The following is a 25,683-nucleotide window of genomic DNA, read 5'->3' on the forward strand; positions in this document are numbered from 1 at the left end:
CATAAAGGCGATTCGATGACGCTGCCCCTTCAGGATTCCATCCTTATCGTGGACTTCGGCAGCCAGGTGACCCAGCTCATCGCCCGGCGCGTACGCGAAGCCGGCGTCTATTCCGAAATCGCCCCCTTCAACACCGCCGCCGAAGCCTTCGCGCGGATGCAGCCCAAGGGCATCATTCTGTCGGGCGGCCCCTCCTCGGTCATGTGGGAAGACAGCCCCCGCGCCCCGCAAGCCCTCTTCGACGCGGGCATCCCTATCCTTGGCATCTGCTACGGCCAGCAGACGATGATGCAGCAGCTCGGCGGCAATGTCGAAGGCGGCGAGAGCGGCGAGTTCGGCCGCGCCTTCATCGAAGTGAAGAAGCCGTGCGCCCTGTTCGATGGCCTGTGGACCACCGGCGACAAGCATCAGGTCTGGATGAGCCATGGCGACAAGGTCACGACCCTCGCTCCCGGCTTCGAAGTCGTCGCCACCAGCGAAGGCGCGCCCTACGCCATCACCGCAAACGAGGCGAAGCGCTTCTACGCCACCCAATTCCATCCCGAAGTCGTCCACACCCCCGACGGCGCCAAATTGCTCGCCAATTTCGTCCGCCATGTCTGCGGCCTGGCCGGTGACTGGACCATGGCCGAATTTCGCGCGGCCAAGATCGCCGAAATCCGCGCGCAAGTGGGCGAAGGCCGGGTGATCTGCGGCCTGTCCGGCGGCGTCGACAGCGCGGTCGCCGCGGTCCTGATCCACGAAGCGATCGGCGATCAGCTCACCTGCGTATTCGTCGATCATGGCCTGATGCGTCTGGGCGAGGCCGAACAGGTGGTCAGCCTGTTCCGCGAACATTATGGCATCAAGCTGGTCCATGTAAACGCGGAAGACCGCTTCCTGGGCGGCCTTGCCGGCCTCACCGACCCGGAAAAGAAGCGCAAGTTCATCGGCGGCGAATTCATCAAGGTCTTCGAGGAGGAAGCCGCCAAGGTCGGCGGCGCCGATTTCCTCGCGCAGGGCACGCTCTATCCCGACGTCATCGAATCGGTCAGCTTCACCGGCGGCCCTTCGGTCACGATCAAGTCGCACCATAATGTCGGCGGCCTGCCCGAACGCATGAACATGAAGCTGGTCGAACCTTTACGCGAACTGTTCAAAGACGAAGTCCGCGTGCTGGGCAAGGAACTGGGCCTGCCCGACATTTTCGTCGGCCGCCATCCCTTCCCCGGCCCCGGCCTCGCCATCCGCATCCCCGGCGAAGTGACCAAGGAACGCTGCGACATTCTCCGCAAGGCGGACTTCATCTATCTGGAGGAAATCCGCAACGCAGGGCTGTACGACGCGATCTGGCAGGCCTTCGCCGTACTGCTCCCGGTCCGCACCGTCGGTGTCATGGGCGACCTGCGCACCTATGACAGCGTCTGCGCCGTGCGCGCCGTGACCTCCACCGACGGCATGACCGCCGACATCTATCCCTTCGACGCCGCCTTCCTCAGCCGCGTCGCGACCCGCATCATCAACGAGGTCAAGGGCATCAACCGCGTGGTGTACGACTACACCTCGAAGCCGCCGGGGACCATCGAGTGGGAATAAACCGGGATCAACGGCCGTTCGGGGGACGGCCATCCGGTTTATTCGGCCGCGCAAGCGGCCGCAGCGGTGGAGACTGATATGACCAGCGCCCCCCTCGGCCACCCCGTCTATCGGGACATGCCGACCACCATTTTCGAACATATGTCCGCCCGCGCCCGCGAAACCGGCGCGATCAACCTGGGCCAGGGCTTTCCCGAAGGCCCCGGTCCCCGCGCCGTGTTGCAGGCTGCCGCCGAGGCGCTGCTCACCAAATCCAGCCAATATCCGCCGATGGCTGGCCTGCCCGAACTGCGCAGCGCGATCGCCGACCATTATGCCCGTCACCAGCAATGCGATCTCAGCCCGCAGGAGGTGATCGTCACCTCCGGCGCGACCGAGGCGATCGCCGCAAGCCTGCTGGCCTTGGTGAAGCCGGGCGACGAAGTGCTGATGCTGGCCCCGCTCTACGACGCCTATCTGCCATTGGTCGAGCGCGTCGGCGGCGTGGCGAAGGTCGTGACGCTGACCCCGCCCGACTGGCGCGTCACGCGCGAAGCGCTGAGCGCAGCGATCACGCCGCGCACCCGCATCCTGCTGATGAACAATCCGGTGAACCCGACCGGCATCGTCCTGCGCGCCGCGGAACTGGCGCTGCTGGCCGACCTCTGCGTCGCCCACGACCTCATCGCCATCTGCGACGAAGTCTGGGAACAGACCGTTTATGACGGCATCCCGCACCGCCCGCTGATCGCCTTTCCGGGGATGCGCGACCGAACGGTGAAGATCGGGTCGGCGGGCAAGATCTTCTCCGTCACCGGCTGGAAGGTCGGCTGGATGTGCGCCGCCCCACCCATCGCCACCCTGCTGGCGCGCGCCCACCAGTTCCTGACCTTCACCACCCCGCCGGGCCTGCAATGGGCGGTGGCGGAGGGGCTTGCCTATCCTGACGCCTGGTTCTCCGAGCAGCGCGCCGCCTATCAGGCCTCGCGCGACCGGCTGGCGGCGGGGCTGGCGGCAGCGGGCTATGTCGTCCAGCCCAGCGCCGCGACCTGGTTCCTGTCGATCGATCTGCCCGCGTCGGGCATCGCGCTGGACGACGTCGCTTTCTGCAACCGCATCATCGACGAAGCGGGCGTGGCGGCGATCCCGATCAGCGCCTTTTATCCGGCCGACCCGGTCACTCATCTGGTCCGCCTCTGCTTTTCGAAGACGAACCAGACATTGGATCAGGCGATCGCACGGCTCTCCGCCTTCCGCGCGACGCTCGGCTGACGGACGATCGCCGCGCCCAGGATCAGCATCGCGATCAGCAGCAACCCCTGCGCCGCCAGGAAGGGCGGTTCCGTCCCGGTCGGCGCGAAGGCGTTGAGCAAGGGCACCTTGAGGAAGCTCTGCACCACCAGCACGAACAGGTTGAGCCACAACGCCGCGGTCGCGCTCACCGCGTAGACGACCCGCGCCCGGCCGCGCAGCTTGCGTCCATAGAGCGCCACCAAAGCGACAATCAGCACCAAAGTCGAGACGATCCCGACCCCGATCGCCGGGGTGAAGCCGCGAAAGGGAAAGAGGAAGCCGGTCAGGCTGGTCAGCAGCGTCGTGCCCAGGAAGACCGCCTGCGCGCCAGGCAGGAACCGCCCCTTCGCCTGCGCCACCAAAGCTAGAATCCCGGCAAGGATACCGACCAGGCTGATCGCGACATGCAGCGCGATGAAGGCGGGAATGGAAAAACCGAGGATCATGATATGTCTTCTTCAATTTCAAATTAGCCTCCGTTCGCCCTGAGCCTGTCGAAGGGCCTTCGTTTCTTTTATCTAGAAAGAAGAAGGCTTCGACAGGCTCAGCCCGAACGGTAATGGATCAGTAATTTAGCTCAGACGCGATACCGCGCCGCCGCATCCTTGCGCGACAGGCCCGGCCGCAACGCCCCCCGCGCCGCCAGATAGGCGTCTAGGTCGCCCCGGTCCGGCAATGCCGGAATGGTGATCGGCTCGCCCATGTCCAGTCCCGCCAGCGCGGCGTCGACCATGACCTCGACATCCATCACCATCTCGGCCGGGATGCCTGCGATCTGCTCGTCGGTCCAGATCGCCGTCCGGGTGATCCCCGGCAGCACCGCCTGCACCTGCACGCCCTTGCTTCCCAGTTCGACCTGCAACGCCTCGGTAAAGGCCAGGACATAGGCCTTGCTCGCCGGATAGACGGCGGTGAAGCCGTCGGGCATCAGCGCGGTGACCGACGTGATGTTGACCAGCGTCCCCGCGCCCTTGGCCGCCAGCCGAGGCGCAATCGCCCGCGACAGCCGCGTCACCGCCACTATGTTGAGGGCGATCATCCCGGAGAGGTAATCCGGGTCCGTCTCGACAAAGCCCTGCTCGCCCGCAATTCCAGCATTGTTGATCAGGCCGGTGATGGCGTCGTCGTCGCGCAACCGCGCCTCAATCCGGGCCAGGTCATCCGCCTTGGCCAGATCGGCGGCGATCACCTCGACGCGCACGCCGGTCTGGCGCAGTTGGACAGCCAGCGCCTCCAGCTTGTCCGCCCGCCGGGCGACCAGGATCAGGTTGGCGCCACGCTTGGCGAAGCGACCGGCATAGACCGCGCCGATGCCGTCCGACGCGCCGGTGATGAGGATGGTTTCATTGGTCATGGGAAGTCTCCTTCGATTCGCAGCCTCCCCGTTCGTGCTGAGCCTGTCGAAGCACGCACGCGAACCGGGGTAAGGCGCTTGATTGTCAGCCGTTGATGAAATCGAGCAGGTCGGCATTGAACCGATCCTGATGCGTGACCGTCAGTCCATGATCGGCGCCTTCATACACGATCAGTACCGCCTGCGTAACGATCTTCACGGTGGAGAGCGCGGACGCGCCGATCGGCACGATCTGGTCGTCATCGCCATGCAGGACGAGCGTGGGCACATCGACCTTGGCCAGGTCCGCATGGAAATCGCTCTCGGAAAAGGCGCGGATGCTGTCGAGCTGGCCCTTCAACCCGCCCATCATCCCCTGCCGCACGAAATCGTCCCTGATGCCCTCGGACATCACCGCGCCTGCGCGGTTGTAGCCGTAGAAGGGGATGGTCAGATCCTTGAAGAACTGGCTGCGATTGTCGAACGTGCCCTTGCGGATACCGTCGAACACATCGATCGGCAGCCCGCCCGGATTGGCCTCGGTCTTCAGCATCAGCGGCGGCACCGCGCCGATCAGCGCCAGCTTGGCGACCCGGCTCGTGCCATGGCGGCCGACATAACGGGTGACTTCGCCGCCGCCGGTCGAATGGCCGACCAGAATCACGTCATGCAAATCCAGCGCCGCGATCACATCGGCCAGATCGTCGGCATATTGGTCCATATTGTTGTTGTCCCACACCTGATCCGACCGGCCATGGCTGCGGCGGTCATGGGCGATGGTGCGAAAGCCCCGATCGGCGAAATAGACCATCTGCGCGTCCCAGGCGTCGGCGCTCAGCGGCCAGCCATGGGAAAAGACGATCGGCTGGCCGTCGCGCGGCCCCCAATCCTTGTAAAAGAGGCGGGTGCCGTCCCTGGTGGTGACGAAATTGCGCATGATGAAAGTCCCTTCTGTGTCTGGAAGAGCGTCTGTCTCGCCCTGTGCTTGCAGTTTTAGGGGCAATGACGGAGGATCGGGATTGGCGGTCCCGACATTAAGCGGGCCGATTCCGACAAAGGCTGCCCCATGGACGCAACCCAGACCCCCAGGGTCGAAATCGGCATCCTCCTCTATCGCGACTGCCAGCAGGCGATGGTCCATGGCATGACCGACCTGATCGCCATCGCCGGGCAGTTTTCACGGCAACATGGCGGCCCGCCACTCCGCGTCAGCCATTGGCAGATGCAGGTGGACGGCGGCTTCGCCCGCAGCCAGGACACGCATGAAGGCCACACCGGCACGCCCGACATCTGGCTCGTCCCCGGCCGCCTGTCGGGCATCCCCGATGCGGAGGAAGCCGCCCCCTACGCCCGCTGGCTGCTCGATCGCCACGCCGCGGGCGCCACCCTTGCCTCCAACTGCGGCGGCGCGTTCCTGCTGGCGGCGACCGGCCTGCTCAGCGGCCGCCCGGCGACGACGCACTGGTGGTTCGCCGACCCATTTCGGGGGCGCTTCCCCGACGTCAAACTGGATTGCGACCGCATCGTCATCGACGATGGCGACATCATCACCGCGGGCGGCCTGATGGCCTGGACCGACCTTGGCCTGCGACTGGTCGACCGCCTGCTCGGCCCGACGGTGATGCTCGACACCGCCAAATTCCTGCTGATCGACAGCGCGGGGCGCGAACAGAAGCATTTCGCCCGCTTCATGCCCCGCATGACCCATGGCGACGAACCGATATTGAAGGCCCAGCACTGGCTCGCCGCGCGGGAAGCCAAAGCCGTCAGCGTCGGCGACATGGCGGCGCAGGTCGGTATGGAGGAACGCACCTTCCAGCGTCGTTTCAAGGCGGCGACCGCCATGACGCCGATCGAATATGTCCAGCATCTGCGCGTCGCAAAGGCGCGCGAACATCTGGAGTTTACGAAGCGCACGATCGACCAGATCGCCTGGAGCGTCGGCTATGAAGACGCCGCCGCCTTCCGCAAATTATTCCACCGCCTTGTTGGCCTGTCGCCCGGCGACTATCGCGCCCGCTTCGCCGCACCAAGCACGCAGGCGGCCTGAATTTTTCGATAGTTAGCTAACTATCTAAATTTGCGGATGGCGATTCAATTGTCGCACTCGCTGTCTCAGGCTTGCGGCGCTCGTCGCTCCCCGTTAAGTTCCCTTTTCGTTCTTATCAGGGAAATTTCATGGACAGCCTGGCCGCCCTCTTCATTCTCGTCGCCCTGCTGATTGGTCTTGCGGTCGGCTGGCTGCTCAGCGCCCGGTCCATGGCCCCGCTGGCGGCGGAAAAAGCCGATCTCGCCGCCAGGCTCGACCTCGCCACCACCCAGCGCAACGGCGCCATCGCCGAACTGGCGGTGGAAAAGGAGCGCGTCGCCCAGGCCGAAACCCGCATCGCCCGGCTCGAAACCGCGCAGGTCGTCGCCGACCAACAGCGCGAATCCATCCAGGCCGCCGCCGCCCAGCGTATCGAGTCCATCCAGGCCGAACGCGAAGCCGCGCTGCGCGAACTCGCCGCGCTCCAATCCGACATCCAGGCCCGCACCCAGGCCTTCGAACAGCAGATCGCCGCGCTCAGGGACGCCAAGGAGCAACTCTCCGCCCAGTTCAGCGAGATCGGCGGCAAGCTGCTCGAATCCGCCCAGACCCAGTTCCTCACCCGCGCCGACCAGCGTTTCGCCCAGGCGAACGAAAAGAGCGAGGCGCAGCTTAAGACCTTGCTCAACCCCGTCGAAACCACGCTCAAACGCTATGAGGAAGGGCTGGCCCGCGTCGAAAAGGACCGGGTCGGCAGCTATGCCGAACTGCGCGAGGCGGTGCAGCAGGTGCATCTGGGTCAGGGCCAGGTGCGCGAAGAAACCGCCAAGCTGGTCAACGCGCTGCGCGCCGCGCCCAAGACCCGCGGCCGCTGGGGCGAGCAACAGTTCAAGAACCTCATCGAAACCGCCGGCCTCTCCCCCTTCGTCGATTTCAAGGAAGAAGTGTCGGTCGCGGTCGAGGACGGCAGAATGCGGCCCGATTTCGTCATCAACCTGCCCGGCGACCAGCAGATGGTGATCGACGTCAAATGCTCGCTGGTCGCCTATTTGAACGCCGTCGATCAGGTCGATCCCGCGCTGCGCGACGCCCATATGCTCGACCATGCCCGCGCCATGCGCACCCATGCCGACGCGCTGGGGCGCAAGGCCTATTGGGAGCAATTCGACAAGGCACCCGACTTCGTCATCATGTATGTCCCCGGCGACAATTTCGTCACCGCCGCACTCGAAGCGGACATGGACCTGTGGGAACGCGCGGCCAAGAATCGCGTCATCATCTGCGGCCCCGCCACCTTCCTGCCCCTCGCCCGCACCTTGGCGGGCCACTGGCGCCAGGCCAAGATGCAGGAACAGGCGCAGCAGGTCGGCCAACTCGGCAAGGAACTGTACGAGCGCCTCGCCGTCGCCGCGACCCATTTGAAGCGCCTCGGCTCCGGCCTCAACAGCGCCGTGTCCAACTATAATAATTTCATCGGCAGCTTCGAAAGCCGCGTCCTCTCGACCGGCCGCAAGTTCCGCGATCTCGACATCGAAACCGGCGGCAAGGAGATCGAGGCGATGGAGCCGCTCGACGTGCTGGCGCGCGACGCGCAGACCGAAGAAGCGCGCGCTTTGCCGGCGGCGTAACGGACAAATGGAGGAACAAGCCCGGCTCGCCTGCGTCTCTTCTCCATAAGCGACCAATATCGCAGTTTGGAGACTATCATGTGGAAGTCATTATTGACGCGCCGCCCGCTGCGGCGCCCGGACAAGGCGAAGGATGATCCGCCGCCGCGCGACCATCACATGGTGCGCGACACACCTTTCGCCGACCTGATGGCGAAGCTGGACCGGATTCCCTATCGACGGACGCGCAAGCCCGCTTTCGGTGGCCGCTGACGCCGATCCGCCGATCGCCCCCATTGCGGCCCTGTCGCCGCGCTGGCATGGCGGGATCATGACACGCATCGGCCTGCTCGGCGGTTCCTTCAATCCGGCCCATGGCGGCCATCGCGCCATCTCGCTCTTCGCCAGGGAAGCGCTGGACCTGGACGAAATCTGGTGGCTCGTCTCCCCCGGCAACCCGCTAAAGCCCGCCAAGGGCATGGCCCCGCTCGCCGCCCGCCTCGCCCATGCCCGCACCGTCGCTCGCCGCGCCCCGATTCGCCCGACCGCGATCGAGCGCCAGTTACGCACCCGCTACACCATCGATACGCTCCGCGCCCTCGCCCGCCGCTACCCCAAAAACCGCTTCATCTGGCTGATGGGCGCGGATAATCTGGCGCAATTTGGCCAATGGCGCGACTGGCGCGGCATCGCCCGGCAAATGCCCATTGCTGTCATCGCCCGTCCGGGCTATGATGATGCCGCTCGTGGCTCTGCGGCTATGAGCTGGCTGCGGCGCTTCGTCCGGTCCGCGCGCCAGGGTGCAGACTGGACGAATTGGAGACCACCGGCGCTCGTGCTATTGCGCTTTCGCCCTGATCCAAGATCGGCAACCCTGCTGCGGCAGGCGGACCCCCTCTGGCATCGCGAATATGAAGCAACGTGTGCGCGCGATCCGCTCACGCGTCGGTACGTCATCTAGATTGGAGTTTCATTGTCTAACCTCGCCTCTGCCAACGATCCGGCCTTTGCCGCCGATTCCGTGGCCGCCCTGCACGCCCTCGTCATGCAATCGCTCGACGACGACCAGGCCCAGGAAACCATTTCCATCCCGCTGGAAGGCAAGAGCAGCATCGCCGATTATATGGTTATCGCCAGCGGCCGTTCATCGCGTCAGGTCGCCGCGATCGCCCAGCATCTGGCCGAACGGATCAAGAAGGAAACCGGCCGTTCCGCACGGGTCGAAGGGCTGCCGGTCGCCGACTGGGTGCTGATCGACGCGGGCGACGTGATCGTCCATCTGTTCAAGCCGGAAGTGCGCAGCTTCTACAATCTGGAACGGATGTGGGGCTTCGTCGACGCGCCGGTCGCGGGCAACGCCTGAACCCTTCGACAGGCGCGAGATGACCGGCTAGGAGGAGCGCCATGCTCCTCCACATCATAGCGCGCGGCAAGATCGGGCGCTCGCCCGAAGCCGACCTGGTCGACCGCTATGTCAAGCGGCTGACCATGCCGCACAAGATCACCGAAATGCCGGATCGGGGCGGCAAGCTGCCCCCGGTCGCGCCCGGCACCGTCACGGTCATGCTGGACGAAAAGGGCAAGCAGCTCTCCTCCATGGACTTCGCCCGACGGATCGAGGGCTGGCGTGACACGGGCACCCGCGAATGTCGCTTCCTGATCGGCGCGGCGGACGGCTTCGATGATGCCGACCGGGACAATGCGGACCTGCTGATCGCCTTTGGCGCGATGACCTGGCCGCATATGATGGCCCGCGCGATGCTGGCGGAACAGCTCTGGCGCGCCTGTTCCATCCTTGCCAACCACCCCTATCACCGCGAAGGCTGAAGCATTCTGAAGTCGGCTGGCGCAGCCGACGCCTCGCAGAATGCGACCAACAAAAGAAAGAGCGGAGAAGGTCGTTCGCCGCTAGAACCCGGACGGATTTCCGCCTAGTCAGAGACGACAAGGGTCGGGATAACGGGTGAAGCGCAACCTCCTCATCGCAAGCACAGTGGCGGGCCTGATGGCCCTGGCCGCCACGCGCCTGCTCGCCGCCAACGACAGCGCGATCATCCTGTCCGGCACCGCCGGCACCACGTTGGCGCAGGAACAGCAGGCGCTCAAAGCCGCCCGCCGCCAGTCGGACGAGGCGCGCGACCGTTCCGCCCGGCTGGAACAGCAGGCCAGCCTCGCCCGCGACGAAGCCGAACAGGCGCGCCGCCGCGCCGCCGCGGTCGCCGCCCGCATCCAGCAGGCCGAAGCCGACATCCAGGCCGCACAGGCCCGCATCGCCATCATCAACCGGATGCAGCGCGCCCAGGCCAGCCGCCTTGCGGCCAAGCAGGAGCCGGTCGTCCGCCTCACCGCCGCGCTGCAAATGATGGCGCGCCGTCCGTTGGCGCTGGCGCTGGTCCAGCCCGGATCGGTCGGCGACGCGGTCCATATGCGCGCAGTGCTGGGGCAGGTGCTGCCGGTGATCGAACAACGCACCGCCGGCCTGCGCCTGGAACTGGACAAGAGCCGCGCCCTGCGCGCCACCGCAGGGCAGGCCGCCGACGCGCTGGGCAAGGCGCAGGCCGACCGCAAGGACCGCCAGACAGCATTGGCTGCGCTCGAAGCGCAAAAGCGGGTCGCCGCCCGCGACTATGGCGCCAATGCGGGCATGGAAGGCGAACGGGCGCTGGCGCTGGGCGAACGGGCGCGCGACATTGTCGATCTGATGGACCGGCTGGAGGACGCGGGCGACCTGCGCGATCGGCTGGCCGCGCTGTCCGGCCCGCTGCTGCGTCCCGCCCGCCCCGACCAGGCCGGCGCCGCCGCGCCCGAACGTACCGCCTCGGTCGGCGGCCCGCCCCCCTATCGCCTGCCGGTGATCGGCCAGCTCGTCACCGGCATGGGCGAAGTCAATGACGGCGGCGTCCGCTCGCGCGGCCTGACCCTGGTCACGCAACCGGACGCCCAGGCGATCGCCCCCACCGCCGGCCGCGTCGCCTTCGCCGGCCCCTATCGCGACTATGGCCAGATCCTCATCATCGACCACGGCCAAGGCTGGACCACGCTCATCACCGGCCTGCACCGCGTCACCGCCCAGGTCGGCGATAGCGTGCGCCAGGGCGACCCGGTCGGCATCACCGGCGCGGAACGCCCCAACATCACCATCGAACTGCGCCGCAACGGCCGCCCGGTCGATATCGTGCCGCTGGTGGGGCTCGGTTAACCCGACGCTCATCGACCCTGCGCGACATTCATCGAAGCGCGCTTTTGCGTTGGCACGCGAATCGGCCTATATCGGGGATCAGATGCCGGAATCTAGGACAGCCATGAAATCCACCTTCCTCCAGGGCGCCGTCGCGCTTGGGGCGCTTGCGCTCATCCCTGCCACCACCGCAGCCCTCGCCGACGGGGAGGCGTCGAGCTACAAGGCGCTCGACGAATTTATGGACGTGTTCCAGAAGGTCCGCAGCGACTATGTCGAAAAGGTCGATGACGAAAAGCTGATCAAGGGCGCGATAGACGGGATGCTCGCCAGCCTCGATCCGCATAGCAATTTCCTCGACGCGCGCGATTTCCAGAATCTGCGCACCCAGACCGAGGGCAGCTATGGTGGCCTCGGCCTCTCGGTCACGCAGGAGGATGGCGCGGTCAAGGTGATCGCGCCGACGCAGGATACCCCGGCCTGGCGCGCGGGAATCAAGGCGGGCGACTATATCACCCATATCGACGGGCAGCTCATCTATGGCGGCACGCTGGACGAGGCGGTCGACAAGATGCGCGGCGCACCCGGCACGGCGCTCAAGCTGACGATCGTGCGGGCGGGCCGCGACAAGCCGATCGAACTGACCCTCACGCGCGAAATCATTCAGTTGAAGCCCGTGAAATGGGAGGTGAAGAACAATATCGGCGTCATCAACATCGTCAGCTTCTCGGCCAATACCGGGGCGGACGTGCGGTCCGCGATCCGCAGCATCGACAAGTCGCTGGGTCACAAGCCCACCGGCTATGTCCTCGACCTGCGCTCCAACCCCGGCGGCCTTCTGGACGAAGCGGTGACGGTCAGCGACGCCTTCCTGGAGCGCGGCGAGATCGTGTCGCAACGCGGCCGGGCGAAGGGCGATGTCGAACGCTATTATGCCAAGCCCGGCGACGATGCGAAGGGTCTGCCGGTGATCGTGCTGGTCGATGCGGGGTCCGCCTCGGCTTCCGAAATCGTGGCCGGCGCGTTGCAGGACCAGCATCGCGCGCTGGTGATGGGCGAACGCAGCTTCGGCAAGGGCAGCGTCCAGACCATGTTGCCGCTGTCGAACACCACGGCGCTGAAGCTCACGACCGCGCGCTATTATACGCCGTCGGGCCGCAGCGTGCAGGAAGGCGGCATCCAGCCCGACATCCGCGTGCCGCAGCTATCCGATCCCGATTACAAAAATCGTCCGAAATTCCGCGAGAGCGACCTGCGCCGTCATCTGATCAACGAGATCAAGACCGACGACAAGGCGCTGGAGGAGGACACGAAGGACGATCCGCGCTTCGCTTTGTCGGCCGAGGAGCTGAAGAAGAAGGGCATCGAGGATTTCCAGCTCGACTATGCGCTCAAGACGATCGCGCGCCTCGCCAGCACGCCCGGCGCGACCATCGCCCAGGCGCAGGTCGCCGCGCGCAAGCCGGGGGCGAAATAACGGCTATCAACAGCGTGTTCCCGCGCAGGCGGAAACCCAGTCCCACCGTCCGAACTGGATGCCCGCCTGCGCGGGAACACGCCATGATGCGTCCAGACCATCAAGTTCAGCATGACGAAAGCAAGCCAAGGCTTTAAGCGGGCGTTATGAAGAGCATCCCGCTTGCCCGCACCATCGCCCTGCTGACCCCGGTCCTGTTATTGGGCGGGGCCTATGCCTCCCAATATATTGGCGGCCTGCACCCCTGTGAGATGTGCTGGTGGCAGCGTTACCCGCATATGGCCGCCATCCCGCTGGCGCTGATCGCCTATGCGCTGCGCAGCCGCGCCTGCGTCAGCGCGCTGTTCGCGGGGCTGGCCGGCCTCGCCATCGGCATTAGCGGGCTGATCGGCCTGTTCCATGCCGGGGTCGAATATGGCTGGTGGGAAGGGTTGACCACCTGCTCCACCACCCCGGCCGGCGGGGCGGACCTGCTCAACCAGATTTGGGCGACCCCGATCGTCCGCTGCGACGTCGCGCCCTGGGATCTCCTCGGCATTTCGCTCGCCGGCTATAACGGCCTCTTGTCCGGGGCCGCCGCGCTCGCCATCTTGGCGCTGTTGCTTAAAGCGAGAAAAGCATGACCGCGCCCAAGGATTTTCCACGCCCCGGCAGGAGCCTGTCCGATTCCGATCGCGCCGCCATGGTGCGGGTCGATCAGGCTGGCGAGTTCGGCGCGGTGCGCATCTATGCCGGGCAACTGGCAGTGATGGGTGATCGCCATCCCTATGGCCGGCTGATCGCCGGCATGGCGGCGCAGGAGGAACGGCATCGCGCCGCCTTCGACGCGATGATCGCCCGGCGCGGCGTCCGCCCGACGGCGCTCGCGCCGATCTGGAGCGCGGCCGGCTTCGCGCTGGGCGCGGTGACCGCGGCGATGGGACCAAAGGCCGCGATGGCCTGCACCGCGGCGATCGAAACCGAAATCGACCGCCATTATGCCGAACAGTTGGCGCAATTGGGCGACAGCGATCCGGAACTCTCCACCGCCATTGCGGATTTCCAGGCGGAGGAGGTCGAGCATCGCGACGCGGCGCTCGCGCATGGCGCCGAACAAGCACCCGCCTACCCCCTTTTGTCGGGCGCCATTCGTTTGGGATGCCGGGCCGCCATCGCGCTTTCCAAGCGCCTCTGATAAGGACGGATATATGAGCAAGACCCGAATGATCGCAGCCTTCGCGCTGATGCTGGGCGCGTCCGTCCCTGCGCTGGCTCAACCGGCGACAGCGCCGACGGCCGTGACCGACCCCGCGTCGGAAAAGGTCAATATCGTCATCGTCTATGGCGAAGACGCCTGCCCGCAGAGCCAGGGCGACGACATCGTCGTGTGCGCGCGCAAGGGCGAGGAGGAACGCTATCGCATCCCCGAACCGCTGCGGGGCGATCCCAATATGCCCAGCAAGCAGGCGTGGGGCGAACGGGTCCGCTCGATGGAATATGTCGGTCGGCAAGGCACTGAAAGCTGCTCGCCGGTCGGCGGCGGCGGCGCGACCGGCTGCTTCGCGCAACTGTCCCGCCTCGCCAAGGCGGAACGGCAGGCGCTCGACAATGCCAGTTGGAAGGATCTGGTCGCGGCCGAACGCGCCAAGCGCCTGTCGACCATCGATGCCGACAGCGACGCGATCGAAGCGCGGGTGAAGGCGGAGGAAAAGGCGGCGCAGCAGCCCCAACCGGCTCCCGCCGCACCGCAACGCTGACGGTTTTGGGGCGTTCATGCCGTCCTGATCCACGAACCGCCGGGCATTGGGCACGCCCGGCATCTGACAGGGGTGGTAAAAGGATTTATCTTATGCGGCCTCGCGTCGTGCTTCCCCTGGTCGGCTTTTTGCTGCTCCCGCTGCTGCCCTCTTCCGCGCTGGCGCAGGCGGAGCCGCCGCCCGAACGGATCATCAACCTGCTGGTCTATGGCGATGATCCCTGCCCGCAAAGCCAGGGCGACGATATCGTCGTCTGCGCCCGCAAGCCGGAGGCCGAACGCTATCGCATCCCCAAGAAGCTGCGGGAAAAGCCCGCCGTATCGGGCGGTCCGGGCTGGGGCAGCCAGGTGGCGACGATGGAGCAGACCCAGCGGCAGACGCTGCCCAACAGCTGCAACGCCATCGGCAGCAACGGCTTCACCGGCTGCACCGCCCAGATGCTGCAACAATGGTTCGCCGAACGGCGGATGCAGGAAAGCGCCGGCGAGCCGTGAAATACGCTGCGTTTTCCCGCGCAGGCGGGAACCTTGATCCAAACGGCGGACTGGATTGCCGCCTGCGCGGGAACACGCCTCTTGCTATACCGGATGAATTTTAGGGCCGACGCCCCTCCAGTTCCGTTCCGCTGTCCACGGTCGCCCGGAAATCCGGCTTGCTGCTGATCCCCGCCGCCTGTTCATAGGCATAGCCCGCATCGAGCAGCCTTTGCTCGGCATAGGCTGCGCCAATGAAACTCAATCCAACCGGCAGGCCGCGCACCAGCCCCATTGGCACGGTCAGATGCGGATAGCCCGCAATCGCCGCCGGGCCGGCGGAGCCGCCTGGCCCCTCATATTGATCGCCCCACACCGTGTCGGACGGCCAGGCCGGGCCATAGCTGATCGTCACCAACAGATCGACGCGGTTGTCGGCAAGCATCGCGTCGATCCCCTCTTTGCCCGCGAGCCGCAACGACGTTTCGCGCGCCGCCTTGTAGGCCGGGTCGTCCAGCCCGCCCTTCGCCTGCGACAGGACGAATATCTCCTGCCCGAACAGCGGCAACTCCGACGTTTTGTTGGCATCATCAAACACTATGAGGTCGGCGAGCGTCCGGCTCTCCACCTGATCGGGCCGGGTGGAGGCCAGATAGGCGTTCACATCCGCCTTGAATTCATATTGCAGCACGTCGTAGCTGGCCGCCGACATGCCCTCCATCGCCGGCTTCTTTACCTCCACCAACGTCGCGCCCAGCCCCTTGAGCAGCGCCAGCGCCGCTTCATAGCGCGCCAGCAGTTCCGGCTGCGCGCCGCCGCGCAGCACGCCGATGCGCGCGCCTTTGATGTGTGTCGGGTCAAGCGCGGCGGCATAATCCCTGGCATGGGCCATGGCGTCGGCGGTGGCCGGGTCGGCGGGATCGCTGGCGATCAGCGCAGACAGCAGGATGGCGACGTCGCGCACGCTGCGCGCCATCGGACCGGCGGTATCCTGGCTGTGGCTGATCGGCACGATATGGGTGCGGGGTATCAGGCCGACCGTCGGCTTCAATCCCACCAGCCCCATCATGGATGCCGGGCAGATGATTGATCCGTTGGTTTCGCTGCCGATTGCGGCGGGCGCAAAACCGGCGGCAACCGCCGCGCCCGATCCGCTCGACGATCCACAGGTCGTGCGGTCCAGCGCATAGGGATTGCGGGTAAGGCCGCCGATCGCGCTCCATCCGCTCATCGACCGTTCCGACCGGAAATTGGCCCATTCGGACAGGTTCGTCTTGCCCAGGATGATCGCGCCCTTGGCCTTGAGCGCCGCGGCGACCGACGAATCCCGACCCGAATCGTTGCGGGCCAGCGCCAGCGAGCCGGCGGTGGTCGGCATCCCCGCCGCCTCGATATTGTCCTTGAGCAGGATCGGCACGCCATGAAGGGGGCCGCGCAGCTTGCCCGCGCGGCGCTCGGCATCCAGCACCCGCGCTTCCTGCATCGCATGGGGATTGAGACTGATGATGCTGTTGAGGCGCGGCCCCTTGCGGTCCAGCGCCGCGATGCGTTGCAGATAGGCGCGCACCGCCTTCTGACTGGTAATGCGGCCGGCCGCCAGATCGGCGGAGAGCGACGCGACCGTCGCCTGCTCGATCTGCGCCCGCGCGGGCGATGCGGCCAGCAGCAGGGCCAGGATGGGCAGCAGCCTCTTCATCGCGGATAGACCTCGTCCATATGGGCAAGGCTCTTGACGATCAGCGCCTCCAATACCGCCATGTCGATGCCGGACAGGCGTTTCACATAGAGGCAGCCCTTGCCGCGCCGATGCGTGCCCAAAGTGGCGAAATCCATGTCCGCCAGCCCGGCCAGATAGAAAACCAGCTCCGCCTTGCGCGGCGCAAAGCCGATGCGGCAGCTCTCGCCCTCGCGCCCGCTGTCATAGCGATAGCGATAGCGGCCAAAGCCGATGATGCTCGGCCCCCACATGCGCGCCACTTCGCCTGAAAGCGCCGCCATCAGCGCGGCGATCCGGCGAACGTCCTCGCGCCGCTCTTCCGGCTCCACCGCCGCCAGAAACGCCTCCACATCCCCCGCCGTTTCGACCGTCTTGTTCGCGTCCTTCGCCATGGCTTGCCTTCCCCGCGCCGCTCGCCTAGAGGCTAGCGCGTCATCTGGGGAGTAGCCAGCCGTTCCGTGTCAGGAACGGGCCATGCGTCAACATATTCGGCCGAGAGGTCGTGGCGTATGGGAGGCGGCGAAAAGCCGCATCGGGCGAGACCAATGGCATCGGCGCTTATCTGTCCGGCCGGGCGGGAGGCGACGGTGGCATTGCGTCTGTTTCACTTCCGCCCGGCCCCGGAAATTCACGATGGAAGCTCTCTTCACTTCCGCCGCGCTCGTCGCGCTCGCCGAAATGGGCGACAAGACGCAGTTGCTGGCCATGCTGCTCGCCACCCGCTTTCGCAAGCCGGTGCCGATCATCCTGGGCATTTTCGCGGCCACGGTCGCCAATCATTTCCTCGCCGCGCTGGTCGGCCATTCGATCGCAGGCGTTCTGACGCAGGACTGGTTTCGCTACGCCGTCGCCGCTTCCTTCATCGCCATGGCCGCCTGGACGCTGATCCCCGACACGTTCGACGAGGATGCGCCGCTGAAAGCCCCGACCAAGGCAGGCGTGTTCGTGACGACGCTGGTCGCCTTCTTTCTGGTCGAGATGGGCGACAAGACGCAGGTTGCGACCGTGGCGCTGGGCGCGCGGTTCGACAATCTGGTCGCCGTCACCATGGGCACGACGTTGGGCATGATGGTCGCCAATGTGCCGGCCGTCCTGTTCGGCGAGGCGCTGGCCAAGAAGGTGCCGATGCGCGCGTTGCAGATCGGCGCGGCGTTGCTGTTCCTGGGTCTGGGCCTGTGGATGCTGGCCGATCTGCAAGGCTGGTTCGGCTAAAGGCGGTTGTCAGCGCGCGGCGGCTGTTGCAAGGGGTTGGCGGAGTCATTCCCTTAAATTTGGACATGGGACGCGCGTGATGAAGGACAGTCTGGTTACGGTGTTCGGCGGCGGCGGCTTTCTGGGCCGGCAGGTCGCCCAGGCGCTGATGGCGCAGGGCGCGCGGGTGCGGATAGCCCAGCGCGACCTGGCCACCGCGATGAAGGTCAAGACGCTGGGCAATCTGGGCCAGACCCAGTTCGTCGCCGCGGACATCCGCAAGCCCGACAGCGTAGCCCGCGCCATCCATGGCAGCGACGTCGTCGTCAATCTGGTCGGCATATTGGCGGGCGATTTCGACGCTTTTCACCACGTCGGCGCGGCCAATGTGGCGAAAGCCGCCGGCGCGGCGGGCGTGCGGGCGCTGGTCCATGTCTCGGCGATCGGTGCGGACGCCGAAAGCCCGTCGGCCTATGGCCGGTCGAAGGCGGCGGGCGAGACCGCGGTCAAGGCCGCCTTCCCCACCGCGACCGTCATTCGCCCGTCGATCATCTTCGGGCCGGAGGACCAGTTTCTCAACCGCTTCGCCGACATCATCAGCCTGTTCCCGGTCGTTCCGGTGATTGCGCCTGCGACCAAATTCCAGCCGGTCTATGTCGGCGACGTCGCCGACGCGATCGCCCATGCAGCGGCGCAGCCCGGCGTGCATGGCGGCAAGACCTATGAAGTCGCCGGCCCGCAGGTGATGAGTATGAAAGAAATCAACGCCTGGATCGCCAAGGCGATCGGCCGCGACAAGCCGTTGATCGATGTGCCGCGGGGCGTCGCTTCGCTGTTGGCGATGCTGCCGGGCGGACCGATCAGCCGCGACCAACTCGCCATGCTGGGCCGCGACAATGTCGTGGCGGCCGGCTCGGAAGGGCTGGAAGCGCTCGGCGTGGCCCCCACCCCGCTGGGCGCGGTCGCCGACAAATGGATGGTCCGCTATCGCCGCCACGGCCGTTTCGCCGGCCGCGCGCGCGCCTGACATATCCTCGTGCTCCCGCGCAGGCGGGAGTATGCTGCGCCAAAAGGCTAGCCCATCCATGGACCTGCATTACCTCACCGTCATCCTGCTGGGCATCGTGGAGGGGCTGACCGAGTTCCTGCCGGTATCCTCGACCGGCCACCTTATCCTGGCGAGCGAATTGTTGGGCTATGATTCGGCGACCTGGGCGATGTTCAACGTCGTGATCCAGCTCGGCGCGATCCTGGCGGTGGTGGTGCTCTACTGGCGCACCTTCTGGGCAGTGGGCATGGGGCTGCTGCGACGCGAGCCGGTGAGTTGGCGGTTCCTGCGCAACCTCCTGCTCGCCTTCATGCCCGCCGCCATCGTCGGCCTGGCGCTGCACGATTATGTCGAGATGCTGCTGGGCGCGCCCAAGGTCGTCGCCTGGGCGCTGATCGTGGGCGGCGTGGCGATCCTGCTCATCGAACGCATGGTGAAGGAGCAGCGGTTTCACGGCATCGCCGACATTCCCGCCATCCGCGCGCTGGGCGTGGGCCTGATCCAGTGCATATCGATGATTCCCGGCGTCAGCCGGTCGGGCGCCACGATCATGGGCGCGCTGACGCTGGGCGTCGAGCGGCGCACCGCGGCGGAGTTCAGCTTCTTCCTGGCGATACCGACCATGTTGGGCGCGACGACCCTGGAACTGCTGAAGAAGGGCGACCAGATCACCAGCGCGACGGTGGGCTGGGACAGTATCGCGCTCGGCTTCATCGTCTCCTTCTTCGTCGCCCTTCTGGTCATCAAATGGTTCGTCGGGCTGGTGTCCAAACATGGCTTCACCCCTTTTGCCTGGTATCGAATCGTCGCCGGCTGCGCCGCGCTGATCTGGCTCGGCATGAGGTAGGTCCGAAACGGTCCTTATATTACGCTTGTTTTTGCGATCAATTCGCAACTAAGCGGTAAAATCCCATTTAATTAGTAAGTCATGCTGACCTAACTGGCAGAATCCACGTGACTGCGCGGGTTTTTCCGCTATACGCGCTGCTGAAACAGATTCAGAGGCGATCCATGGCTGACAATCCGATGCTGAAATTTGTGGGTAAGGCGCAATCCTACCCGGAAAAGCGCGCGGCGGACGACCGCGCCGACGATTTTCTGGAAATCAGCCGCAGCTTCATTCTCGATAAGGCGGAGGAACAGGCGTCGCGCTGCTCGCAATGCGGCGTCCCCTATTGCTCGACCCATTGCCCGCTGCACAATCATATCCCCGACTGGCTGCGCCTGACCGCCGAGGGCCGGTTGCGCGAGGCTTATGAGCTGTCGAACCTGACCAGCACCATGCCGGAAATCTGTGGCCGCATCTGCCCGCAGGACCGCCTGTGCGAAGGCAATTGCGTCATCGAATTTTCCGGCCACGGCGCCGTCACCATCGGCAGCGTCGAAAAATACATCACCGACACCGCCTGGAAGGAAGGCTGGGTCGAACCTCTGGTCCCCGGCGCGGCGCGCGGCCAGTCGGTCGGCGTCATCGGCGCCGGCCCTGCGGGCCTGACGACGGCGGAATATCTGCGCGTGGCGGGCTATGAGGTCCATGTCTATGACCGACACGACCGCGCCGGCGGCCTGCTGACCTATGGCATCCCCGGCTTCAAGCTGGAGAAAGACGTGGTCATGCGCCGCGTCCAGCGCCTCAAGGATGGCGGCATCGTCTTCCATGAGAATTTCGAGATCGGCCGCGATGCGACGCTGGAAGGCCTGCGCGCCAAGCATGACGCGATCCTGATCGCGACGGGCGTCTATAAGCCGCGCGACATCAAGGCGCCGGGCGTCGGCGCCGCGGGCGTGGTGAAGGCGCTCGACTATCTCACCGCCTCCAACAAGGCGGGCTTCGGCGATGCGGTGCCGGAACATGACGACGGGTCGCTGCTGGCGACCGGCAAGAATGTCGTCGTCATCGGCGGCGGCGACACCGCGATGGACTGCGTCCGCACCGCCATCCGCCAGGGCGCTAAGTCGGTAAAGTGCCTCTATCGCCGCGACCGGGAAAATATGCCCGGATCGCAGCGCGAAGTCGCCAATGCGGAAGAAGAAGGGGTCGAATTTGTCTGGCTGACCGCCCCGATCGCCTTTGAAGGCACGGAGCATGTCACCGGCGTCAAGGTCACCAAGATGCGTCTCGGCCAGCCCGACGCCTCCGGTCGTCGTGCGCCGGAAGCCGATCCGGGCAGCGAACATACGCTGGAAGCCGATCTCGTCATCAAGGCGCTGGGCTACGACCCTGAAGAACTGCCCAGGCTGTTCGGCGCCGACGACCTGTCGGTCACCCGCTGGGGCACGCTTCGCGTCGATCACAAGACGATGATGACCAGCGTGGACGGCGTGTTCGCCGCAGGCGACATCGTGCGCGGCGCATCGCTGGTCGTCTGGGCGATCCGCGACGGCCGCGACGTGATCGAGCATATGCACAAATATCTAAAGGCCAAGGCGAAGACGGGCGAAAGGGTCGCGGCGTAAGCAGCCCCTCGCCCGTTCAACACCATCATCATCGGAAGGAAGGCCCGATCATGACCGACACCAATTTCATGGCCAGCCCCGAAGAACGCGCACGGATCGCGGCCGAGGGCATGTATCACCCCGAAATGGAAGGCGACGCCTGTGGCGTGGGCCTGGTCGCCGCGACCGATGGTCGCCCCAGCCGCCGCGTCGTCGCCTCCGCGATCGATGCGCTCAAGGCCGTGTGGCACCGCGGCGCGGTCGATGCCGATGGCAAGACCGGCGACGGCGCGGGCATCCATGTCGACCTGCCGGTGCGCTTCTTCGACGATGCGATCGCGGATTCGGGCCACAAGCCGCTGCCCAATCGCCTCGCCGTCGGCATGATCTTCCTGCCCCGCACGGACCTCAGCGCCCAGGAAACCTGCCGTACTATCGTGGAAGCCGAAATCATTGAGGCCGGCTACACCATCTATGGCTGGCGCCAGGTGCCGGTGGACGTGTCGGTCATCGGCGAAAAGGCGCAGCGCACGCGCCCCGAAATCGAGCAGATCATGATCGCCGGCCCGATGCCGGAGGAACGCGACCAAGCCGAATTCGAAAAGGATCTCTACCTGATCCGCCGCCGGATCGAAAAGCAGGTCATCGCCGCGCAGATCCAGGATTTCTACGTATGCTCGCTGTCGTGCCGGTCGATCATCTACAAGGGGCTGTTCCTCGCCGAATCCCTGTCGGTCTTCTTCCCCGATTTGCAGGACGAGCGGTTCGAAAGCCGGGTCGCGATCTTTCACCAGCGCTATTCGACCAACACCTTCCCGCAATGGTGGCTGGCCCAGCCGTTCCGCACTCTCGCCCATAATGGCGAGATCAACACGATCCGCGGCAACAAGAACTGGATGAAGAGCCACGAGATCAAGATGGCGAGCCTCGCCTTCGGCGAGCAGTCGGAGGACATCAAGCCGGTGATCCCGGCGGGTGCGTCCGATACCGCCGCGCTCGACGCCGTGTTCGAAGCGATCTGCCGGTCGGGCCGCGACGCGCCGACGGCCAAGCTGATGCTGGTCCCCGAAGCCTGGCAGGCCAAAAGCGCCGACCTGCCCAAGGCCCATGCCGACATGTACGACTATCTCGCCTCCGTCATGGAGCCGTGGGATGGCCCGGCCGCGCTCGCCATGACCGACGGCCGCTGGGTGGTGGCTGGTGTCGATCGCAATGCGCTGCGTCCGCTGCGCTACACGCTGACCGGCGACAATCTGCTGATCGTAGGGTCGGAAACCGGCATGGTCGTCGTGCCCGAAACCACCATCGTCAAGAAGGGCCGCATGGGGCCAGGCCAGATGATCGCCGTCGACCTGCTCGAAGGCGAAATCTATGACGACCGCGCGATCAAGGACCGGATCGCGGGCGAACGCCCCTATGGCGAACTGATCAAGGACTTCCTGGCCGTGGAAGACCTGGCCGAAGCGCCGACCGCGCTGCCGGCTTGGGACAAGGCTGAACTGACCCGCCGCCAGGTCGCCGCCAACCTGACGCTGGAGGATCTGGAACTGATCCTCGCGCCCATGGTGGAGGACGCCAAGGAAGCCATCGGATCAATGGGCGACGACACGCCGCTGGCCGTCATTTCCGACAAGCCGCGCACGATCAGCCATTTCTTCCGGCAGAATTTCAGCCAGGTCACCAACCCGCCGATCGACCCCTTGCGCGAACGGCACGTCATGAGCCTCAAGACGCGCTTCTCCAACCTCCACAACATTCTGGAGGAAGGCGCACAGAACAGCCATGTGCTGGTGCTGGAATCGCCGGTCGTGACGAGCGCCGAATGGGCGCGGCTGAAGGCCTATTTCGGTCCGTCCGTGGCCGTGATCGACTGCACCTTCCCCGCGAGCGGCGGGCAGGAGCAACTGCGCGCCGCCATTTCCCGCATTCGCGAGGAGGCCGAGCAGGCGGTGCGCGAGGGGCGCACCGAAATCTTCCTGACCGACGAGGGCGTCAATGCCGATCGTGCGGCGATCGCCGGCGTGCTGGCGGCGGCGGCGGTCCATACGCATCTGGTGCGCAAGGGGCTGCGCAGCTACGCATCGATCAACGTGCGGTCGTGCGAAGCGCTCGACACCCATTATTTCGCGGTGCTGATCGGCGTCGGCGCGACCACGGTGAACGCCTATCTGGCCGAAGCCAGCATCGCCGACCGCCATGGCCGCGGCCTGTTCGGCGACCTGTCGCTGGACGCCTGCTTCGAACGCTATCGCACGGCCATCAACGAAGGCCTGCTCAAGATCATGTCCAAAATGGGCATCGCGGTCATCAGCAGCTATCGCGGCGGCTATAATTTCGAGGCGGTCGGCCTGTCGCGCGCTCTGGTCAACGATCTGTTCCCCGGTATGCCAGCGAAGATTTCAGGCGAGGGCTATGCCTCGCTCCATTACAGCGCGATGCTGCGCCACGAGCAGGCGTTCGACGCCGCTGCCGTACGCCTGCCGATCGGCGGCTTCTACCGCCAGCGCCAGGGCGGCGAGAGCCATGCCTATTCGGCGCAGCTGATGCACCTGTTACAGACGGCCGTGGCGACCGACAGCTATTCGACCTATCTGCAATTTTCGCGCGGCGTGCGCGATTTGCCGCCGGTCTATCTGCGCGATCTGATGGAGTTCAACTTCGCCCGCGAAGCCGTGCCCATCGATGAAGTGGAAGCCACCACCGAAATCCGCAAACGCTTCGTAACGCCCGGCATGTCGCTGGGCGCGCTCAGCCCCGAAGCGCATGAAACGCTGGCGATCGCGATGAACCGCATCGGCGCCAAGGCGGTGTCGGGCGAAGGCGGCGAGGATGCGAACCGCTTCAAGCCATACGAAAATGGCGACAACGCCAATTCGGTCATCAAGCAGATCGCGTCGGGCCGCTTCGGCGTCCATGCCGAATATCTGGCGTCGGCCGAGGAGATCGAGATCAAGGTCGCGCAGGGCGCCAAGCCCGGCGAGGGCGGCCAGTTGCCCGGCTTCAAGGTGACCGAGTTCATCGCCAAGCTGCGCCATTCGACGCCGGGCGTGACGCTGATCTCGCCGCCGCCGCACCACGACATCTATTCGATCGAGGATCTGGCGCAGCTCATCTACGACTGCAAGATGATCAACCCGCGCGCTCGCGTCTGCGTGAAGCTGGTCAGCCAGGCCGGCATAGGCACCGTCGCGGCAGGCGTGGCGAAGGCGCACGCCGACGTCATCCTGATCGCGGGCCATGTCGGCGGCACTGGCGCGTCGCCCCAGACGTCGATCAAATATGCCGGCACACCATGGGAAATGGGCCTGTCCGAAGCCAATCAGGTGCTGACCCTCAACGGGTTGCGCCACCGGGTGAAGCTGCGCACCGATGGCGGCCTGAAAACCGGGCGCGACATCGTGATCGCCGCGATATTGGGCGCGGAAGAATATGGCATCGGCACGCTGTCGCTGGTCGCCATGGGCTGCATCATGGTGCGCCAGTGCCATAGCAACACCTGCCCGGTGGGCGTGTGCGTGCAGGATGAAAAGCTGCGCCAGAAGTTCACCGGCACTCCGGAGAAGGTCATCAACCTGATGACCTTCATCGCGGAGGAAGTGCGCGAAGTCCTCGCCCGCCTCGGCTTCCGCAGCCTGGACGAAGTGATCGGGCGGACGGAACTGCTCAAGCAGGTCAATCGCGGGGCCGAACATCTCGACGATCTCGACCTCAACCCCATTCTGGCCAAGGTGGATGCCCCCGACGACCAGCGCCGGTTCAGCCTGGACCATTGGCGCAACGAAGTGCCCGACAGCCTGGACGCGCAGATGATGCGCGATGCCAAGGCCGTGTTTGAACGGGGCGAGAAGATGCAATTGACCTACACGGTGCGCAACACGCACCGTGCGGTCGGCACCCGTCTGTCGTCCGCCGTAACCGATCGTTTCGGCATGTCCACGCTGGCCGACGGGCATCTGACCGTGCGGTTGCGCGGGTCCGCCGGGCAGTCGCTGGGCGCGTTCCTGTGCAAGGGCATCACGCTTGAAGTGTTCGGCGACGCCAACGACTATGTCGGCAAGGGGCTGTCGGGCGGCATCATCAAGGTGCGCACGACCGTATCCAGCCCGCTGTCGTCAAAAGACAATACGATCATCGGCAACACCGTCCTCTACGGCGCGACCGGCGGCAAGCTGTTCGCGGCGGGTCAGGCGGGCGAGCGCTTCGCCGTCCGCAATTCGGGCGCGCAGGTCGTGGTCGAAGGCTGCGGCGCGAACGGCTGCGAATATATGACCGGCGGCACAGCCGTCATTCTGGGCAAGACCGGCGCGAATTTCGGCGCGGGCATGACCGGCGGCATGGCCTTCATCCTGGACGAGGATGGCAGCTTCCCGGCGCAGGCCAACCCCGAAGGCATTGTCTGGCAGCGACTGGACAGCGCCCATTGGGAGGCGCAGGTCAAGGCGCTGATCGCCGAACATGCGGTGGCGACCGACAGCAAATGGTCCAACACCATATTGGACGACTGGGATCGCTGGCGCCGCTATATCTGGCAGGTCTGCCCCAAGGAAATGCTGGGCCGCATCGCCCATCCGCTCAGCGACAGCGCAGCGGAAACGGTCGCCGCCGAATAGA

Annotated in this window: 24 protein-coding genes and 1 riboswitch; of the genes, 19 read left to right on the forward strand and 5 right to left on the reverse strand. The window is 65.6% G+C overall.

The genetic code is table 11. The annotated features are described in order from the left end of the window. Window positions 1–15 precede the first annotated feature (15 nt). Together guaA and V473_RS14940 are read left to right on the forward strand one after the other, a co-directional pair. Entirely contained in the window at window positions 16–1,575 is a 1,560-nt protein-coding gene (guaA, locus tag V473_RS14935; protein WP_066606541.1) for a glutamine-hydrolyzing GMP synthase, read from the forward strand. A gap of 78 nt (window positions 1,576–1,653) precedes the next feature. Beyond that, window positions 1,654–2,826, forward strand: coding sequence for an aminotransferase (locus V473_RS14940; RefSeq protein ID WP_066606543.1), 1,173 nt, complete (start codon window positions 1,654–1,656; stop codon window positions 2,824–2,826). On the opposite strand, the gene V473_RS14945 is transcribed toward V473_RS14940, so the two are convergent. From V473_RS14945 to V473_RS14955, 3 genes are all read right to left on the reverse strand, one after another. After that, window positions 2,781–3,293 carry a hypothetical protein gene (locus V473_RS14945; protein ID WP_066606549.1) on the reverse strand — a complete coding sequence of 171 codons (513 nt, stop codon included), beginning with the start codon at window positions 3,291–3,293 and terminating at the stop codon, window positions 2,781–2,783. The two genes, V473_RS14940 and V473_RS14945, sit on opposite strands and share 46 nt — an antisense overlap. 131 nt (window positions 3,294–3,424) lie before the next feature. After that, complete coding sequence (locus tag V473_RS14950; protein ID WP_066606550.1) at window positions 3,425–4,201, reverse strand: SDR family NAD(P)-dependent oxidoreductase; 777 nt, start codon at window positions 4,199–4,201, stop codon at window positions 3,425–3,427. A gap of 85 nt (window positions 4,202–4,286) precedes the next feature. Beyond that, window positions 4,287–5,117, reverse strand: coding sequence for an alpha/beta fold hydrolase (locus tag V473_RS14955; RefSeq protein WP_066606552.1), 831 nt, complete (start codon window positions 5,115–5,117; stop codon window positions 4,287–4,289). Between the two features lie 129 nt (window positions 5,118–5,246). Between V473_RS14955 and V473_RS14960 the strand changes: the two genes are divergently transcribed. The 12 genes from V473_RS14960 (at window position 5,247) to V473_RS15010 (ending at window position 14,701) form a co-directional block, all read left to right on the forward strand. Further along, window positions 5,247–6,230: a GlxA family transcriptional regulator gene (locus tag V473_RS14960; RefSeq protein WP_066606555.1), complete on the forward strand. Its 984-nt coding sequence runs from the start codon at window positions 5,247–5,249 to the stop codon at window positions 6,228–6,230. 128 nt (window positions 6,231–6,358) lie between these two features. Beyond that, window positions 6,359–7,837 carry a DNA recombination protein RmuC gene (gene rmuC, locus V473_RS14965; protein WP_066606561.1) on the forward strand — a complete coding sequence of 493 codons (1,479 nt, stop codon included), beginning with the start codon at window positions 6,359–6,361 and terminating at the stop codon, window positions 7,835–7,837. 78 nt (window positions 7,838–7,915) lie between these two features. After that, window positions 7,916–8,089, forward strand: coding sequence for a hypothetical protein (locus tag V473_RS24140; protein ID WP_165363623.1), 174 nt, complete (start codon window positions 7,916–7,918; stop codon window positions 8,087–8,089). 58 nt (window positions 8,090–8,147) lie between these two features. After that, a complete protein-coding gene (locus V473_RS14970; RefSeq protein WP_066607450.1) occupies window positions 8,148–8,777 on the forward strand; it encodes a nicotinate-nucleotide adenylyltransferase in 630 nt (209 codons plus the stop codon). Window positions 8,778–8,861: 84 nt separating this feature from the next. Next, complete coding sequence (rsfS, locus tag V473_RS14975) at window positions 8,862–9,179, forward strand: ribosome silencing factor (RefSeq protein ID WP_408021514.1); 318 nt, start codon at window positions 8,862–8,864, stop codon at window positions 9,177–9,179. A gap of 41 nt (window positions 9,180–9,220) precedes the next feature. Beyond that, window positions 9,221–9,643, forward strand: coding sequence for a 23S rRNA (pseudouridine(1915)-N(3))-methyltransferase RlmH (locus tag V473_RS14980; protein ID WP_066606566.1), 423 nt, complete (start codon window positions 9,221–9,223; stop codon window positions 9,641–9,643). A 178-nt stretch (window positions 9,644–9,821) separates the two neighbouring features. Continuing rightward, complete coding sequence (locus V473_RS14985) at window positions 9,822–11,015, forward strand: murein hydrolase activator EnvC family protein (protein WP_408021515.1); 1,194 nt, start codon at window positions 9,822–9,824, stop codon at window positions 11,013–11,015. Between the two features lie 103 nt (window positions 11,016–11,118). Continuing rightward, the gene (locus V473_RS14990) at window positions 11,119–12,471 is read left to right on the forward strand and encodes a S41 family peptidase (RefSeq protein WP_066606572.1); all 1,353 of its coding nucleotides are present in this window, start codon (window positions 11,119–11,121) and stop codon (window positions 12,469–12,471) included. 146 nt (window positions 12,472–12,617) lie between these two features. Further along, on the forward strand, window positions 12,618–13,094 hold the full coding sequence (locus tag V473_RS14995; protein WP_066606575.1) for a disulfide bond formation protein B: 477 nt from the start codon (window positions 12,618–12,620) through the stop codon (window positions 13,092–13,094). Continuing rightward, window positions 13,091–13,645 (forward strand): demethoxyubiquinone hydroxylase family protein, encoded by a 555-nt coding sequence (locus tag V473_RS15000; protein WP_066606578.1) that lies wholly within the window; start codon window positions 13,091–13,093, stop codon window positions 13,643–13,645. Before V473_RS14995 ends, V473_RS15000 begins: the two co-directional genes overlap by 4 nt. 13 nt (window positions 13,646–13,658) lie before the next feature. Further along, entirely contained in the window at window positions 13,659–14,207 is a 549-nt protein-coding gene (locus V473_RS15005; protein WP_066606580.1) for a hypothetical protein, read from the forward strand. Window positions 14,208–14,299: 92 nt separating this feature from the next. Beyond that, entirely contained in the window at window positions 14,300–14,701 is a 402-nt protein-coding gene (locus tag V473_RS15010) for a hypothetical protein (protein ID WP_066606582.1), read from the forward strand. A gap of 100 nt (window positions 14,702–14,801) precedes the next feature. Here the strand turns inward: V473_RS15010 and V473_RS15015 are convergent, their stop codons facing one another. Together V473_RS15015 and V473_RS15020 are read right to left on the reverse strand one after the other, a co-directional pair. Continuing rightward, on the reverse strand, window positions 14,802–16,376 hold the full coding sequence (locus tag V473_RS15015) for an amidase (protein WP_066606587.1): 1,575 nt from the start codon (window positions 16,374–16,376) through the stop codon (window positions 14,802–14,804). Beyond that, window positions 16,373–16,789, reverse strand: a complete 417-nt coding sequence (locus tag V473_RS15020) for a DUF1801 domain-containing protein (RefSeq protein ID WP_066606589.1) — start codon at window positions 16,787–16,789, stop codon at window positions 16,373–16,375. The genes V473_RS15015 and V473_RS15020 overlap by 4 nt, the downstream gene beginning before the upstream one ends. 33 nt (window positions 16,790–16,822) lie before the next feature. Then, window positions 16,823–17,013: riboswitch (yybP-ykoY riboswitch) on the forward strand. 17 nt (window positions 17,014–17,030) lie between these two features. Between V473_RS15020 and V473_RS15025 the strand changes: the two genes are divergently transcribed. The 5 genes from V473_RS15025 to gltB all read left to right on the forward strand — a co-directional run bounded on the left by V473_RS15025 (window position 17,031) and on the right by gltB (window position 25,682). Beyond that, on the forward strand, window positions 17,031–17,609 hold the full coding sequence (locus tag V473_RS15025) for a TMEM165/GDT1 family protein (RefSeq protein WP_066606593.1): 579 nt from the start codon (window positions 17,031–17,033) through the stop codon (window positions 17,607–17,609). A 79-nt stretch (window positions 17,610–17,688) separates the two neighbouring features. Then, window positions 17,689–18,615 carry a complex I NDUFA9 subunit family protein gene (locus V473_RS15030; protein ID WP_066606596.1) on the forward strand — a complete coding sequence of 309 codons (927 nt, stop codon included), beginning with the start codon at window positions 17,689–17,691 and terminating at the stop codon, window positions 18,613–18,615. A 58-nt stretch (window positions 18,616–18,673) separates the two neighbouring features. Continuing rightward, the gene (locus tag V473_RS15035) at window positions 18,674–19,483 is read left to right on the forward strand and encodes an undecaprenyl-diphosphate phosphatase (protein ID WP_066606598.1); all 810 of its coding nucleotides are present in this window, start codon (window positions 18,674–18,676) and stop codon (window positions 19,481–19,483) included. A gap of 164 nt (window positions 19,484–19,647) precedes the next feature. Next, window positions 19,648–21,093, forward strand: a complete 1,446-nt coding sequence (locus V473_RS15040; RefSeq protein ID WP_066606600.1) for an NAD(P)-dependent oxidoreductase — start codon at window positions 19,648–19,650, stop codon at window positions 21,091–21,093. 50 nt (window positions 21,094–21,143) lie between these two features. After that, window positions 21,144–25,682 carry a glutamate synthase large subunit gene (gltB, locus tag V473_RS15045; RefSeq protein ID WP_066606602.1) on the forward strand — a complete coding sequence of 1,513 codons (4,539 nt, stop codon included), beginning with the start codon at window positions 21,144–21,146 and terminating at the stop codon, window positions 25,680–25,682. Window position 25,683: the final 1 nt, after the last annotated feature.

This window comes from Sphingobium cupriresistens LL01 (assembly GCF_001046645.1).
GTDB lineage: Bacteria > Pseudomonadota > Alphaproteobacteria > Sphingomonadales > Sphingomonadaceae > Sphingobium > Sphingobium cupriresistens.

Excerpts from the sequence above, each read along its gene's own strand:
- V473_RS14990 (WP_066606572.1), top strand. The coding sequence starts at position 11,119 with ATGAAATCCACCTTCCTCCAGGGCGCCGTCGCGCTTGGGGCGCTTGCG.
- V473_RS15025 (WP_066606593.1), top strand. The coding sequence starts at position 17,031 with ATGGAAGCTCTCTTCACTTCCGCCGCGCTCGTCGCGCTCGCCGAAATG.
- V473_RS15005 (WP_066606580.1), top strand. The coding sequence starts at position 13,659 with ATGAGCAAGACCCGAATGATCGCAGCCTTCGCGCTGATGCTGGGCGCG.
- V473_RS15020 (WP_066606589.1), bottom strand. The coding sequence starts at position 16,789 with ATGGCGAAGGACGCGAACAAGACGGTCGAAACGGCGGGGGATGTGGAG.
- V473_RS14970 (WP_066607450.1), top strand. The coding sequence starts at position 8,148 with ATGACACGCATCGGCCTGCTCGGCGGTTCCTTCAATCCGGCCCATGGC.
- V473_RS15030 (WP_066606596.1), top strand. The coding sequence starts at position 17,689 with ATGAAGGACAGTCTGGTTACGGTGTTCGGCGGCGGCGGCTTTCTGGGC.
- V473_RS15010 (WP_066606582.1), top strand. The coding sequence starts at position 14,300 with ATGCGGCCTCGCGTCGTGCTTCCCCTGGTCGGCTTTTTGCTGCTCCCG.
- V473_RS15015 (WP_066606587.1), bottom strand. The coding sequence starts at position 16,376 with ATGAAGAGGCTGCTGCCCATCCTGGCCCTGCTGCTGGCCGCATCGCCC.
- V473_RS14960 (WP_066606555.1), top strand. The coding sequence starts at position 5,247 with ATGGACGCAACCCAGACCCCCAGGGTCGAAATCGGCATCCTCCTCTAT.
- V473_RS14980 (WP_066606566.1), top strand. The coding sequence starts at position 9,221 with ATGCTCCTCCACATCATAGCGCGCGGCAAGATCGGGCGCTCGCCCGAA.
- rsfS (WP_408021514.1), top strand. The coding sequence starts at position 8,862 with ATGCAATCGCTCGACGACGACCAGGCCCAGGAAACCATTTCCATCCCG.
- V473_RS24140 (WP_165363623.1), top strand. The coding sequence starts at position 7,916 with ATGTGGAAGTCATTATTGACGCGCCGCCCGCTGCGGCGCCCGGACAAG.
- V473_RS14955 (WP_066606552.1), bottom strand. The coding sequence starts at position 5,117 with ATGCGCAATTTCGTCACCACCAGGGACGGCACCCGCCTCTTTTACAAG.
- V473_RS14985 (WP_408021515.1), top strand. The coding sequence starts at position 9,822 with ATGGCCCTGGCCGCCACGCGCCTGCTCGCCGCCAACGACAGCGCGATC.
- gltB (WP_066606602.1), top strand. The coding sequence starts at position 21,144 with ATGACCGACACCAATTTCATGGCCAGCCCCGAAGAACGCGCACGGATC.
- V473_RS14950 (WP_066606550.1), bottom strand. The coding sequence starts at position 4,201 with ATGACCAATGAAACCATCCTCATCACCGGCGCGTCGGACGGCATCGGC.
- V473_RS14940 (WP_066606543.1), top strand. The coding sequence starts at position 1,654 with ATGACCAGCGCCCCCCTCGGCCACCCCGTCTATCGGGACATGCCGACC.
- rmuC (WP_066606561.1), top strand. The coding sequence starts at position 6,359 with ATGGACAGCCTGGCCGCCCTCTTCATTCTCGTCGCCCTGCTGATTGGT.
- V473_RS15035 (WP_066606598.1), top strand. The coding sequence starts at position 18,674 with ATGGACCTGCATTACCTCACCGTCATCCTGCTGGGCATCGTGGAGGGG.
- V473_RS14945 (WP_066606549.1), bottom strand. The coding sequence starts at position 3,293 with ATGATCCTCGGTTTTTCCATTCCCGCCTTCATCGCGCTGCATGTCGCG.
- guaA (WP_066606541.1), top strand. The coding sequence starts at position 16 with ATGACGCTGCCCCTTCAGGATTCCATCCTTATCGTGGACTTCGGCAGC.
- V473_RS14995 (WP_066606575.1), top strand. The coding sequence starts at position 12,618 with ATGAAGAGCATCCCGCTTGCCCGCACCATCGCCCTGCTGACCCCGGTC.
- V473_RS15000 (WP_066606578.1), top strand. The coding sequence starts at position 13,091 with ATGACCGCGCCCAAGGATTTTCCACGCCCCGGCAGGAGCCTGTCCGAT.
- V473_RS15040 (WP_066606600.1), top strand. The coding sequence starts at position 19,648 with ATGGCTGACAATCCGATGCTGAAATTTGTGGGTAAGGCGCAATCCTAC.